20 protein-coding genes are annotated in these 13,239 nt (G+C 37.0%); 6 read left to right on the top strand and 14 right to left on the bottom strand.

All coding sequences use genetic code 11. From position 1 onward, the window contains the following. Position 1: 1 nt before the first annotated feature. On the bottom strand, positions 2 to 367 hold the full coding sequence (locus FS458_RS09830) for a serine hydrolase (RefSeq protein ID WP_144699947.1): 366 nt from the start codon (positions 365 to 367) through the stop codon (positions 2 to 4). A 151-nt stretch (positions 368 to 518) separates the two neighbouring features. Between FS458_RS09830 and FS458_RS09825 the strand changes: the two genes are divergently transcribed. Continuing rightward, entirely contained in the window at positions 519 to 1,454 is a 936-nt protein-coding gene (locus FS458_RS09825; protein ID WP_144699945.1) for an RNA polymerase sigma factor, read from the top strand. Positions 1,455 to 1,520: 66 nt separating this feature from the next. Here the strand turns inward: FS458_RS09825 and FS458_RS09820 are convergent, their stop codons facing one another. From FS458_RS09820 to FS458_RS09795, 7 genes are all read right to left on the bottom strand, one after another. After that, a complete protein-coding gene (locus FS458_RS09820) occupies positions 1,521 to 2,771 on the bottom strand; it encodes an ABC transporter permease (RefSeq protein ID WP_144699942.1) in 1,251 nt (416 codons plus the stop codon). Continuing rightward, positions 2,764 to 3,288, bottom strand: coding sequence for an ABC transporter ATP-binding protein (locus tag FS458_RS21205; RefSeq protein ID WP_313957524.1), 525 nt, complete (start codon positions 3,286 to 3,288; stop codon positions 2,764 to 2,766). The genes FS458_RS09820 and FS458_RS21205 overlap by 8 nt, the downstream gene beginning before the upstream one ends. A 12-nt stretch (positions 3,289 to 3,300) precedes the next feature. Continuing rightward, positions 3,301 to 3,696, bottom strand: a complete 396-nt coding sequence (locus FS458_RS21200) for an ABC transporter ATP-binding protein (protein WP_313957523.1) — start codon at positions 3,694 to 3,696, stop codon at positions 3,301 to 3,303. A 3-nt stretch (positions 3,697 to 3,699) separates the two neighbouring features. Further along, a complete protein-coding gene (locus FS458_RS09810; protein ID WP_144699940.1) occupies positions 3,700 to 4,554 on the bottom strand; it encodes an ABC transporter ATP-binding protein in 855 nt (284 codons plus the stop codon). Next, a complete protein-coding gene (locus FS458_RS09805) occupies positions 4,551 to 4,958 on the bottom strand; it encodes a GntR family transcriptional regulator (protein WP_144699938.1) in 408 nt (135 codons plus the stop codon). The genes FS458_RS09810 and FS458_RS09805 overlap by 4 nt, the downstream gene beginning before the upstream one ends. A 20-nt stretch (positions 4,959 to 4,978) precedes the next feature. After that, positions 4,979 to 5,704, bottom strand: coding sequence for a hypothetical protein (locus FS458_RS09800; RefSeq protein ID WP_144699936.1), 726 nt, complete (start codon positions 5,702 to 5,704; stop codon positions 4,979 to 4,981). A 171-nt stretch (positions 5,705 to 5,875) separates the two neighbouring features. Beyond that, positions 5,876 to 6,436 (bottom strand): AAA family ATPase, encoded by a 561-nt coding sequence (locus FS458_RS09795; protein WP_144699934.1) that lies wholly within the window; start codon positions 6,434 to 6,436, stop codon positions 5,876 to 5,878. 83 nt (positions 6,437 to 6,519) lie between these two features. Between FS458_RS09795 and FS458_RS09790 the strand changes: the two genes are divergently transcribed. Then, positions 6,520 to 6,930, top strand: coding sequence for an NUDIX hydrolase (locus FS458_RS09790; RefSeq protein ID WP_144699932.1), 411 nt, complete (start codon positions 6,520 to 6,522; stop codon positions 6,928 to 6,930). 37 nt (positions 6,931 to 6,967) lie between these two features. Here FS458_RS09790 and FS458_RS09785 read toward each other — a convergent pair whose 3' ends face one another. From FS458_RS09785 to FS458_RS09760, 6 genes are all read right to left on the bottom strand, one after another. Beyond that, complete coding sequence (locus FS458_RS09785; RefSeq protein ID WP_144699930.1) at positions 6,968 to 7,879, bottom strand: alpha/beta fold hydrolase; 912 nt, start codon at positions 7,877 to 7,879, stop codon at positions 6,968 to 6,970. A gap of 32 nt (positions 7,880 to 7,911) precedes the next feature. Continuing rightward, a complete protein-coding gene (locus FS458_RS09780) occupies positions 7,912 to 8,838 on the bottom strand; it encodes a GNAT family N-acetyltransferase (protein WP_144699928.1) in 927 nt (308 codons plus the stop codon). Positions 8,839 to 8,873: 35 nt separating this feature from the next. Next, positions 8,874 to 9,068, bottom strand: a complete 195-nt coding sequence (locus FS458_RS09775) for a DNA-directed RNA polymerase subunit alpha C-terminal domain-containing protein (RefSeq protein WP_144699925.1) — start codon at positions 9,066 to 9,068, stop codon at positions 8,874 to 8,876. A gap of 35 nt (positions 9,069 to 9,103) precedes the next feature. After that, a complete protein-coding gene (locus tag FS458_RS09770) occupies positions 9,104 to 9,451 on the bottom strand; it encodes a DUF3147 family protein (RefSeq protein ID WP_144699923.1) in 348 nt (115 codons plus the stop codon). Continuing rightward, complete coding sequence (locus FS458_RS09765; RefSeq protein ID WP_144699922.1) at positions 9,442 to 9,855, bottom strand: MarR family winged helix-turn-helix transcriptional regulator; 414 nt, start codon at positions 9,853 to 9,855, stop codon at positions 9,442 to 9,444. The genes FS458_RS09770 and FS458_RS09765 overlap by 10 nt, the downstream gene beginning before the upstream one ends. A 506-nt stretch (positions 9,856 to 10,361) precedes the next feature. Continuing rightward, on the bottom strand, positions 10,362 to 10,619 hold the full coding sequence (locus FS458_RS09760; RefSeq protein ID WP_144699920.1) for a hypothetical protein: 258 nt from the start codon (positions 10,617 to 10,619) through the stop codon (positions 10,362 to 10,364). Between the two features lie 133 nt (positions 10,620 to 10,752). Between FS458_RS09760 and FS458_RS09755 the strand changes: the two genes are divergently transcribed. The 4 genes from FS458_RS09755 (at position 10,753) to cyoE (ending at position 13,158) form a co-directional block, all read left to right on the top strand. Then, positions 10,753 to 11,070 (top strand): ArsR/SmtB family transcription factor, encoded by a 318-nt coding sequence (locus FS458_RS09755; protein ID WP_144699918.1) that lies wholly within the window; start codon positions 10,753 to 10,755, stop codon positions 11,068 to 11,070. Positions 11,071 to 11,133: 63 nt separating this feature from the next. Next, positions 11,134 to 11,562 (top strand): DMT family transporter, encoded by a 429-nt coding sequence (locus tag FS458_RS09750; protein ID WP_144699916.1) that lies wholly within the window; start codon positions 11,134 to 11,136, stop codon positions 11,560 to 11,562. 18 nt (positions 11,563 to 11,580) lie between these two features. Continuing rightward, positions 11,581 to 12,048: a DMT family transporter gene (locus FS458_RS09745; protein WP_144699914.1), complete on the top strand. Its 468-nt coding sequence runs from the start codon at positions 11,581 to 11,583 to the stop codon at positions 12,046 to 12,048. A gap of 195 nt (positions 12,049 to 12,243) precedes the next feature. Next, on the top strand, positions 12,244 to 13,158 hold the full coding sequence (gene cyoE, locus FS458_RS09740) for a heme o synthase (protein WP_144699912.1): 915 nt from the start codon (positions 12,244 to 12,246) through the stop codon (positions 13,156 to 13,158). Positions 13,159 to 13,239: the final 81 nt, after the last annotated feature.

Genomic DNA, 13,239 nt, shown 5'->3' with positions numbered 1-13,239 from the left:
TTTACTTTCTCCAATCTCCACAAAATTTCACAACGCTATCAGCTGCTTTACTGTCGTGACAAGCGATCATCACTTCAACAAGATCTCCTAAAGACAAAGACATTCTACCTTGAAAATGTGGAAATAAAACGGCGCTGTTCTCCTCTTTATCAAGTTGGAAATCCTCAATCAAGTCTTCCCAATGAAACAATCCTCTCTCCACCCATTTTGTTATACAGTATCCAAGGATTACTTTCGCGGCTGAGGCTAGTGGAACAATTAAGTCAGGATTAAATGAACAAACAACTTCTTTTTGTTTAGTTGAATAGATGATTATACCTAATTGACTTGATTCAACAGTCTTTAATGTTGTTAATACACTCTGCATATCGTTTACTCCTTCACACCATAAACTTGTATTTTTTATTCAAGTTAACCATAACACAATTTATTTTAAAAAAATTTCCAAAAAAGCGTATAATTCTCAGTATGATATTCGTTGTACATAGTGAACGTAAAAAAAGAAGGGAGTTTTACCCATGTCTCAGTCAACAAATACACTTCAAACACAGTCGAATGAATTACGACAAAGACTTGATGAAGAAATAAGTGATTTTAGTGAAGCGCTGTGGAACTATTGTAGATATCTTACTGGTTCACCTTGGGATGGTGAGGATTTGTATCAAGAGACGATGCTTAAAGTATTAGGAGGACTTTGTACAAGATGGCATCCTACCAACCTAAAATCATATATATTTCGGATTGCAACAAATACATGGATCGACCTCTGCAGGAAAGAAAAACGAACACTTGGCGTTCTTTCGGAAGAAAATGAAGGATTTGAAGAATTCTCGGACAGTCTAGAGTTAGAAGAAGCTCTTCTAAAGTTAGATGACCTTTTTACCCCGCGACAAACAGCCGTGTTTCTTCTTTTGGAGATTTTCCGTTTTCATGCCGATGAAGTTGCTAGTATCGTAAGAACAACACCTGGTGCTGTATATGCCTCAGTAAGAAGAACGAAACACAAGTTACAAAACACTATTCATCAATCTGTTAAACCAAAGTTTGAGAGGTCACCTCAAAAATCAAAGATTATACAAGCCTATTTGAATGCATTTAATCATGGCGATCTTGAAGGGATGCTATCACTCATAAGTGATCAAGCTCATTACGAAGCATCATTAGGGTTTTTAGAAGTAAATAAGGATGAAATCATTAATGGATCACTTGCCTACGGCTTACCAGGTCATCATGCTAAGGAATGTGAGCTTTGGGGTAGATTTGTTATTGTCGTCTTAGCTGAGTCAGATCAAGGTCAGCTTGTACACGATATCCAATATCAAGAAGTCGAAAATAACAAAATTGTATACCATAGAAGCTTCTTTTTTAGAAAAGAGTTCATAGTGGCTGCTTCAAAAGAATTGGGATACAAGCCACAATTAAACAAGCCTCCTCTTAACTGGGAAAATGAATAAGAAGTATATTAAAAACTCCCCTTCTTGTTAATAAAACGATCAGAAGAGGAGTTTCTTTCTATTTGCTTAGTAACGCAGCCACTTCCAGATCTCACTTGGTGTTGCATTTTTTCCATAAAGTAAAATCCCTGTCTTAAACACCTTACCAGCTAGTTTCATCAACAGCCAAATACTAGCTAACAAGATGACCATTGCTATAATGATTTCCACCCAAGGCCATTCATCCAATAGTGACAGGCGAAGGATAAGGATGCTTGGAGATGTAAGTGGAAAATAGGTTGCAACTTGGGCGATGATGCCGCTCGGATTTGCCAATATAGGGCTGATAAATATGAGCGGAAGAAACGGCAGCATCATGACGATTCCTTGAAAATTGCTTGTAGCTGTCATATCTTCAACTGTTGCACCAATACCAACGAAAATAGCAGCAAACATCAAGTATCCTGCAATAGAAATCGCTAGCAAGAGCAATAGTTCAGGCACAAAGAGATATTCCATGACCGGTAGCTCATATCTCCATGCTGCAATCGGAACAATGAGTAATAACCAAGTTCCTACTTGAACAAGTCCTAATATGAAATAACCGATGATTTTTCCTTGCATTAAATCTCCAGGTGTTACGGAAGATAATACGATCTCCGCTACTTTTTCCTTCTTTTCTTGAGAGGCACTCTGGAAAATCATCATTCCTGTCATAACGATCGAAAAGAGTACGATACCAGCAAATGCGCCTGGGATTGTGCGTTCCATGGAGCTGTCATCAGCACTCTGTTTATCTGACGGGTTTTCAGAACTTGAATCAGTTTGTGTGGAAGCTTCTTCTGACTTGATCTCTATTCCTTTTGTTATTGATTGAACGACTTCTGGCGAAAGATTTAGTTGATCATATTTCACCTGACGCAGTGGTGCTCCTAGAAATTGCACTTCACTTGAAAAGGTATCAGGCATCTCATTACTTACGAAAACCTTCACTTCTCCTGTTTTTACTGCATTCTCGGTCAATGCCACATAAGCTTGGTTGTCGGATGATTCGATCTTCTTAATAATGCTTTTTGGATCATCAGTTGCTTTCTCCATCTTCCAAGATAAATTTTGAGACTTAACCAATGAATCAACATCATCAAATAGGTTCAGTTCATCGTTCACGTAAACTGTTACGTTCTCTGAATTAGGTTCTCCTTCCAATTTTTCAAGGAGAGTCGGAAAACCAGCAAACACAATAAATAAAAGCGGCGTCAAGAGAAGTGAAATGATAAATGATTTATTTTTCATGTTCCGTTTCAGTTCCCACTTTGCGACTTTCCAGCTGTTACGCATACTTTGCACCTTCTTTCACAATCATGTTCTTATCAGAAGCGATATCTATAAAAATCTCATGCAAGGATACACGATCGATTATTAATTCATATACATTCAACTCTACTGGCAGCTCTCTAAGCCAGGTTGGAATATGAACATCTTGCTCTAAATAAAGAATAGATCGATCCTCTTTACTTTCAACGCGATGAACAGATGGGATATTACGTAATAGCTCTTCAGGATTGTCACCAATAATCGTACATTTGAAGTTTGCGTATTCTCTCTTTACATCTTCCATCTCACCATAAATCACTTTTTTACCACGATGTATCATGTATAATCGATCACATAATTCTTCCACCAGGTTCATCTGATGAGAAGAAAGGAGAATAGCTGTACCCTTTGCTGCAAGTTCTTTAATTTCGTCTTTAAATACCTCTTGGCTGACGGGGTCAAGACCTGAAAATGGTTCATCTAGAATTAGCAGTTCTGGTTCGTGAATAATCGCCGCGATCAATTGAACTTTTTGACCCATTCCTTTTGACAGCTATTCTACCTTTGTGTTTTCTTTACCAGCAAGTCCGAATTTCTCTAAGTACTGCAGAGCACGTATTTTTGCTTTTTTTGGTGGATAATCTTTAAGTTCAGCAAAATAAAGCAAGATATCCATCACGTTTACGTTTTTATATAAACCTCTTTCTTCCGGTAAATAACCTATTTTATGACGAGGAATATCAGAATTCCCATGAAAATGAATGGATCCTTCATCTGGATACATAATACCCATAATGTTACGGATGGTTGTAGATTTCCCAGCCCCATTTGGTCCAAGAATTCCCATGATCTCACCACGGTGTACCTCAAAAGAGATATCCGAAATAATTCTCTTATCTTTGAACGATTTTCCTAAGCTCTCTACTTTCAATATGCACTCATTCATCATCTCTTACCTCCCCGAAAGCATATAAGTTATTATTTCTTCCATTTCTAAAACCTCTGACTGCATAATTTTTAACTCGTTTTTCTTTAAGAATGTGTCAGTTTGTTCTACATCATTAGAAATGAGCAAACGATCGTTCAAGCGGTCAATCTCGCCAGGAATCTTTTCAATCCCTAGTGCATCTTCAAACCAATATCGCTTGTATCGATAAACTAATTCTTCTTTTTCATATTTTCCTAATAGTTTGCCATCGTTCATGATCACGATGTAATCTGCTAATTTCTTAATATCATCAACATGATGGGTAGCAATAACGATTGCTCTCTCATCTCTCTCCATCCAATCAACTAGAATATTCATTAACTTTTGTTTTGAAGGTATATCCATATTGGCAGTGGGTTCATCTAATATTAAAAGTTTTGTATTCTTAGAGAGAGCTAAGACAAGGTTTAGTTTTTGCTGCATGCCTTTAGACATTTTTCCAAACCTTTTATGCAGATCAATTTCAAATGTCTTTACAAGATTCATAAACATTTCTTGATCCCATTTTTTATACCAAGGTGCCATTAAATCTCTTAGTTGATTTCCCGTTAATAAGTCACAACCTAGAACAGATTGTGGTTGATAGGCAACTTCTTGTTTCCAATGTTCACTGGTCTTTATACTTCCTCCAAAATGCACCAGTTGGCCGTTGTCCGGTTTCACAAGATTCATCATCATTTTGATGAGTGTGCTTTTCCCTGCACCGTTGTTACCAATTAGTGCCGTTATCGTACCAAGTTCAATTTCTAAATTTATTGGACCAACTGTGAAATCATCCACTGTTTTCTCTACTCTTTCAATTTGTGTACAAAGCTTCATGCATGACCACCTCGATCGTTATCTTTTAGTCTTGCTAGCACTTCTTCAAACACAGATCGAATTTCATCTACCGAGTAATTGTGTCGAAGAGCGGTCTCTACACCTTTTTCAATCGCCTCAGATACAGATGATATTGCTAACTTCTCCATCTTTTTTACCTCCACTTCAGCAACGAAAGTTCCCTTCCCTTGCGTTGTTTTGATAAAGCCCCCATACTCTAAATCTTGATAAGCCCGCCGCGTAGTAATAACACTGATCTCTAAATCTTTTGAAAGTGCTCGAATGGAAGGAAGAGGTGAACCTGCTGGTAACTTACCACTAACAATTAGTGCTTTAATTTGTCCTTCTATCTGGTGGTAGATGGGAACCCTGGAATCTCTAGAAAGCTTAATAGGAAGTTCCATTTAAAAGCTTCCTCCCTTCTTTACTGAAAATAATCCAATTTATTCATGTGATTTTTCATATATTTCATCCAAAATGTAACACTTACTCCCGCTGCGATTATGGATATTACAGATGAAATGATCGGCCATTTGCTCGCGACCATAATGGTAAGTCCGACTAATCCGTGACTCGAGAGATAAGGAACAGCGAATAATAATAACGTGAAGCTTCCCAATAAAACAAATGCGTAAAACGCCATCTTCACATTCGTGACTTTATCTCCTGAATCACTTGCCGGATATACACTTCCGTAACAAATTCCGAAGCTCAGCCAGATGAGAGAAAATGCTATAAACTCAAGGGGCGGCAACGTTTGTCGCAATTCAGGACCAAAGCTATACATGATCACTAAAACCGCTAGATGAAACGGAAGTGAGTAAATAAAATAAATAAGAAAGCGGCTTCTTACCACAATTTCTCTCGGAATAGGGAGTTGATTAAGAAAGACCGTAAATGGCTGTGCCCACATATCGTCAGCGATTTTTTGATATTGATATTCCTTTGGTTTAGCCCATATCGCTGCAACTCCAAATATAAGCAAAAAGAAAATATCGTACAGCATAAAGTGTTCTTCTAAGTAGGAAGGGATCGAAACCGTTAAGAAAAACGAATAGGGTACTAATAGAAACAGTAAAGTAAATATACTTTTCTTTGAATGTAGTAGTTCAAATTTCGAGAGCCAGAATGCTTGTTGCCATCTTTTCATAAACATCATCCACCTTTTTGTAACTGTTATAGTGTTCATATCTATATACACACTATATAACAATGGTGATCGTTTTTCCACACTTTTTCCAAAGAAAGTTTAATAAGAACTCATTCCGCTAATATTTACACAAAAAAAGACAACTCAATTGAGATGTCTCTACTAGTTTTATTAAAATTTAAAAGTATGTTGAATAAGCTTGGCCACTTCATCCGCATTTAGATTTGTATTATTGATACGTAGATAATTTTTCCTTTTTATCTCGCCTTCATAAGAATTTAATCTGTACTTTTCCATTGAGGTTCTTACGTCGGTTTCCGACCATGCTAGATTTCGTTTAGAAGGCTTGTGTTCGAGGCGATGCGGTGTTACGTTTCTCTGGAGCCTTGTCTCTAGATCCGATTCAAGTTCGACAAAATAGATATCTGCTCCTTGCTTCTCAAATACCTGACACACACTTTCAACAAACTCCCAATCTTCTTTATAATTAAACGCCCACACATATGTAAATATCATTCCATACTGATCGCTCTTCGCAAATGTCTGGAAAATCTCTGAACGAAATAAGTTCACTAGTCTTCGCCCATCCTTAGAACCATATTTAAAGAATGGCGTAACAAGGTCGATCGTCATGTGATTATGGAAAAGCTTTAATTTCGTAACCTTCTCTAATTCATGTCCCACAGTCATCTTTCCAACAGCTTGTGGGCCAAATAATAATACGAGTTTCATTGCTCCACCTCTAACTATTAAAAATTGATTATCCTATGCTACTATAAAAAGGAAAATAATTCTATAAGATATGGAGAGAAAATATGAACGGAGAAAATGAAATACATGTTGTGGTAAAAGGATTGATTATGTACCAAGATCAATATTTGATTGTTAAACGTTCAGATGAAGATGAAATTGGAGCAGGTACTTGGGAATGTCCTGGTGGAAAAATAGAGTTTGAAGAGGAGATCAAGCAGGCATTAATTCGCGAAATAAATGAAGAAACAGGACTTGTCATTTCAGTGGATCACATTCTTTATGCAACAACCTTCTTTACAGACCCCACTCGAAAAGTCGTTTTACTAACCTACTTATGCCATGCTGATACTTACGAAGTTCTGTTATCCGTAGAACATTCAGCCTATATGTGGGTAACAAAAGAAGAATTAAAAATACACCTTCCACAAAACATCATACAGAATTTATTAAATTCACAAGTGATTACAAAATGAAAAGGAAGACCACAAACGAAACATGGTCTTCCTTTTATTATGATTGCAGATATTGAATGACAACTTGTTTAAACTTCTCTGACTCCTCGTAATGAGGAGTGTGGCCACTTTCTTCAAAGATAAAGATTTCTCCGTTAATAGCATCTCGTTCGAACACCTCGAAATGTTTTTCACACGTACAAGCATCATATTTTCCAACGAGTAATAACATCGGATTTTTAACAAACTTAATGTCACCTAGCAAAGAATCAAATATCTTGCCTTCTTCTCTTAATAAGTTGAAGTGGCGCTCTGAACGGTCATAGAATTCGTCCCAATCTTCTTCAGAATAAAATGAATCATAATCAGTTGGGTTATTATGATTATGTCGATAGATCTCCATACGGTTTTCACCTAACTCATCACTCAACTTCATATATTCTTCTGTTAATTCACGAATGGTATGATCTCCCTCAGCGAGCAGTAATCCTTTTTCGTATCCTTCATGTTTCCCATACTTCTTAAGTAAATGAGCAGTCTTTCTAATAAGACTTCTGGATGTTAGCTCAAAATCAAAGGTAGGTCCTTCAAAAATGACTTTCTCTATAGAATCGGGATGCTGCCGAACATAAGCTAGAGCTAAAAAGCCCCCAAAGGAATGGCCGATCAATGACCATTTTTTTATATGTAAGTATTCACGGAGAGCTTCACAGTCATCAATCAAATCTTGAAATCCAAAGGGTTCGTCCTTTTCTATGTTTTCAGAACGGCATACTCCCCTTTGGTCAATTAAGATAAGATTGAAGTGCTCCCCTAATCTTTCAGCTTGATGGAAGGAAAAATCATGACAACCTTCCCCAGGACCTCCATGAAGATAGAGGATGGCCGGTTTATCCTGGCTACCGTACTGTTCTACATATAGCTTTTTTCCTCTGATTTCAAATTCTTGACCGTTAAGTTGCTGTATCATTTGTTCATCTCCTATCGTCTTTAAAGAAGGTCTTAGTTTTTACTAGTTTGATAGTACAATTGAAGCAATTCTTCAACAGGAATGTTATTAATTTTCATACCGCTGATATCGCTTTTTTCAATCTCAACATTTTTGAGGTCACAATTTATTAGTTTTGAACCAGTAAGATCGCACCTATTCAATACAAGAGGTTTCGCCTTGTCACCAAGATTCGTATCTGTAAATTGCACACCACTTAACGTTACATAAATGAATTCACTATCTGATAAATTTAAATCGGCAAACATCGTTTTTCTATAGTTAATATTTTGAAACTTAGAATGACTTAAATTGCAATTGCTCATATGTATATGACTCACATTACTATTACTCACTGAACTGCCTTCCATCGTAACTTGGTAATATTCAGAGTGACTTAGATCAGAGTTTTCAAATTGCTGACAAGATAAATTTTGATTCTTCAACAAACTCTCATGCTGCACCGGCTGCTTAATATGTTTTACAAAACAAAACTCTTCTTCCCCTTCAAAGGTCACAACATAACCCAACTTTTTATAAAAGTGATGGTTATTAAGCTGTCTGCTCGACGTCTCAAGATCCCAAGCTCTTATAAATGGAAATTCTTTTTCTATCAAATTGATAACAGTAGATCCAATCCCGTTGCCTTGATGTTCTGGATCAATAAAAATCCGATCAATCCTGCCGTATGACTTTCCTGAGATTGTGGCTATGATTCCTCCAACAAGTAACCCATCGTACATTACTTTAAAATATTCTAACTCTTTAATCATATATTTGGTCAGTTCAATGGATGTGTATCCAGGCGGCTGGATATTGTAATCAATGATGTCTCGATTCGAAAGCCACTTTTCCGCTTCGTAATCAAAGGTTTTCTCCATAATGGCTGTTAATTGTTCTGCATCGTTAACTGTTGCTTTTATAAGTGTAGTCTGTAACATGTAAGCGTTCTCCTTTTTATGTTTATAACAGTATATTATTCCTTAAAAGACAGTCCTTTTTCTTGCAGTGCAGCAAGGAGCTGTCCCATCGCTTTCGGTCCCATTCCGTGTAATTTCTTAAGGTCTGATTCCCTCCAATCCGTTAGTTGTTCAATTGTTGTGATGCCCGCAGATGTCAGAGCCCTTTCAGCCGGTTTTGCTAATTTTAATGGTAGATTTGTATTTTGCATTTTTACACCTCTTTACAAAATTTAATGTCCTGTCGTCAGATTATAGTTTTTATGAACTTAATAGCTACCTCTCGAAGCAAAATACATCCAATCCAACCGCTAATACCTAAACCTAAACAAGTCATTAGTGACAATGATTGCTTTAAAGAAACATAAACGATGAATAATAGAACGGCAGTCGCTGCAAATCCCGAAAGAACTCCCAGTGCAAATTTGCTTAAGGTTTTGGTCTGCTCTCCTTGTACATAAAGCCAGATGATGCTTAACAAACTAACGAGTGGGAGAGCAGCGATCAACCCACCGAAGCTAGGAAACCTCTTAGCAATTTCGGTAACAGCTGCAATAACTCCTGCAGATATTAGAATTTTCATAACTACATACATGATTTTGCACGCTCACTAAGCAGTTTAAAAGCCTTTGAGATTAACTCTTGTTCAACTTCATCCATCTTACTAAAAACATGTTTCAACTTTTCTACATCAAGACTCGTGTTCTCGTGAAGTACGTTTTTCCCAAAATCCGTTAACTGAAGAATGACTTTTCTTTCGTCATTCTGATCACGCTTCTTTTCTATATATTTCTTATGGATCATTCGCTTCACATGTTCAGAAGCAGTATTGGGAGAGATCTTGAGATGGGTTGCTACATCATTCACAACTACCCTATCTTTCTTTTCAATTAATTGTAGTATTCGTACCACTTGATGAGTAATTTTCTCTCCGTGTGGATAGTGCAAGTGAAAATAGATATCTGTCCAATATTGATTTAACTTTGACGAATTAAGCATGATAAACACCTCTTTTTATATCGTTAATTAAGATTATATCTTATAATACGATATAAAAGAAAGACTTATATTACTCCTATGAAAGATAAGATTCCAAAAATAAAGATAATAAAGAACAAACCGATACCACTAAAAGCAGTAGTTCTCCAAAATCCTTTTATACTAATTAAAGCTGTAAGAAACGCTAATACAACCCCAATTAGTAGAATGATAAACCCAGTTTCACTTAAATGATTTTCAATAATGAATTGCAAAATAAGTAAAGTGGATAAAAGTATTAATAGTGATACGATGCCCATATGTTTTCTCATTCCAAGTCGCCTTCCGGATCTTCTCTATTTTTTAGCATTTGACATTATTACTAAATATGGATTTCTTTCATTACCCAATTTAATGGACTATAAATCCTAATCTTATGTTCCTAACATGAAAAAGGGTCACAGCTTTACTCTGCTCCCTTTCTCACCTATAAAAGTTAGTCGTTTCACTTTCCTTGTTATATGACTTTAAGCTTGCTCAATTCTTCTTAAATACTTTGTGAAATATGCCCCCAACAGTAACAGTACAACCGATGTTCCCCAGCTCCATACCCCAAGGAAATCAAACCAGTATGCTACAAGATTTACTATCGCGATCAAGAAAAAACAGATTGATGTTAAGGCTGTTCTTAGACCTGTTATTCCTTGATTTCGCCTTTGACGTGTGACATATGTAATAGAGAAAATCAACGTAATGAGGACTAGAATAGATAAAATAGATTCCATTTTTACATCCCTCCTATTTGATTTCATACTTAAATATTACGATTCACGATGCTAATATGTTTCATTTTTTTCCAATTTCCTAGAGTAGTTTAACAAATTGACATATCGAGAAAAACCGATTAGAGTATAAAACATGAATAATCCTATCGATGTTTTTAAGGCGCTTTCTAACGACATTCGCCTTGACATTCTGAAATGGCTCAAAGAACCTCAACAACACTTTGATAAACCTACTGCTCATCTATCAAAAACGATTAATGAAAAAGGCGGTATCTGTGTGGGAGATATACAGGAAAAAGCGAATCTTTCGCAATCCACTGTATCCCAATATTTATCGATGATGCAGAAAGCTGGTTTGCTTGAATCAGAGCGTCATGGCAAATGGACGTACTATCGGAGAAATGAAAAGAACATTCAAGAGTTAGCTACCTATCTAAAAGAAGAATTATAGGTTCTTCTTTTTTTATTTTTATATCGATAATTTTAAATATGTAAATATGAAGGGGTTTTGTTTATGAAGATTTGGACTTACCTTTTAGCACTACTTGCTGGAGTTTCACTTAGTGTTGAAGGAGCGATCTACGGAGAACTTGGCAAAACGATTGGAAAGTTAGAAAGCAGCTTTTATAACTTTTTTGTAGGTGCCATTATTTTAGGAATCGTCGTTCTGTTTTTAGGTAAGGGTTCTCTCGCCTATACCTTTCAAGCGCCAAAGTGGGAACTTTCTGGTGGTGTCCTAGGTACCATCTATCTGACAATTTTAATCATAGCTATACCGATTGTTGGCGTAGGTATTGCTATGATTTCTGTCATCATCGGTCAGATGGCTATGAGTATGCTTATTGAGCACAGAGGTTGGCTAGGAAGTTCAAAAGCGCGCATTAACAAAGAAAAACTTATTGCAGTAACGCTCATGACAATCTCACTGCTGCTCATTTTTTAGGAAAGAAGGGATTACAACATGCACATAATTATTCTTCTAGGATCAGTCATAGGTGGTGTGCTTCTTAGTGCACAATCCTCCATTAACGGCGCATTCAGTAGAAAATCCGGTACGTATGAAGCTGCGTTTTTAACGTTTTTCTCAGGTGCACTCCTATTAGCCATTCTGATTCTTTTCTTTGGAGAAGGTAACATCTTAAAGGTCTTTGAAGCGCCAAAATGGCAGCTTGCAGCCGTTTGGTTTGGGGTTGGTTACTTGTTTTTAACAGTGGTTGCTGTGCCGAGAATCGGTGTTATCGCAACTAACATCGCAACCGTCATCGGTCAGCTTTCTGCGGGTATGGTTATCGATCATTTTGGATTTTTTGGAGGTCTATCCGTTCCATTCACTTGGGAGCGATTACTCGCGATCCTTTTGATGTTAATCGCGCTTCGTTTTATATATATCGGTAATAAAAAACAAAGGGCGGAAACGGAGCGGTCATAAGCTACGTAAGCGTTTGTATCACATTTCTATCACATAAACCTCACAGAACGTTCACAAAACCTTTGTGTAAAGTGTCTTAAGGTGTTCTATTATTTGAACTGGGAATTCATTTAGTGCTTTAATAGAAGTGGATTTAAGGTTACACTATATGGATAATATAGAGAGAGAATTATTGTGAAGATGGTGTCTTATAGTATGGAGAAAACTGTAAAAGTAGAAAGACAAAAACGGTCAGCTATTCTGTCACAAACTGTGAAAACGGGAATCATCAAGTCTAACCTCGTTCCTATGTTTGCTGGACTTACGCTGGCATTATATACGTACGATATCGATCCTGGCACGAAGTTACTTGATGTTGTATTCGCATTAATTGGAACGATTTTAGTAATCGGTGCTGCTGGTACGTTAAATAATGTATATGACCGCGATATTGATGCGATCATGGAAAGAACGAAGAGCCGACCTACGGTTACTGGTGAGATTGATACGAAATTTGCTATTACACTCGCTGGTATTATGGCTGTACTTGGTATTATCGCTCTTGCCTTCACTACACCGCTTGCGGCACTACTAGGTTTCTTAGGTCTTTTCTTCTATGTCGTTCCTTATACGATGTGGACGAAACGGAGAACGATCTATAACACTGAGGTAGGCAGTATTTCAGGAGCGATGCCTCCACTTATCGGTTGGGCAGCCATGACAGGCACGCTTGCACATCCTGCAATTGCCGCACTTTTCATCATTCAAGTTATCTGGCAGATGCCTCACTTTTATGCCATCGCCATTCGCCGACACGATGAATATAAGGCAGCTCGTATACCGATGCTACCTGTTGTAAAAGGGGTAAAAAGAACCTATACACAAACAAACATCTATCTTGTGTTATTGAGTTTAACAAGCTTTTTGTTCCTTCCTTTAAGCTTAGGTTTAACGTTAGTTGCCCTACTTATGAACGTGGGATGGCTCGTATTGAGCATCTATGGGTACAAGAAAAACAAGGATTCTGAGAAATGGGCAAAGCTGCTCTTTATCTATTCTCTAATCCATATGACGATTCTGTTTTCAACAGTCATCGTTTACTCGTTAGTTGGTATTTTTATATTAAATTAGAAGATCGGTTCGGTGTTAATCCGAACCTTTTTCATTTGTAGCATAAACAAAAAGCCTGCTCCAAGTCGTGGAGCAGGCTTT

Origin of the sequence: Fictibacillus phosphorivorans, from assembly GCF_007673525.1 — a bacterium.
Classification (GTDB): domain Bacteria; phylum Bacillota; class Bacilli; order Bacillales; family Fictibacillaceae; genus Fictibacillus; species Fictibacillus phosphorivorans_C.
Note: the sequence above shows the minus strand (reverse complement) of the source record. Positions and strands in the feature narration are given on the sequence as shown.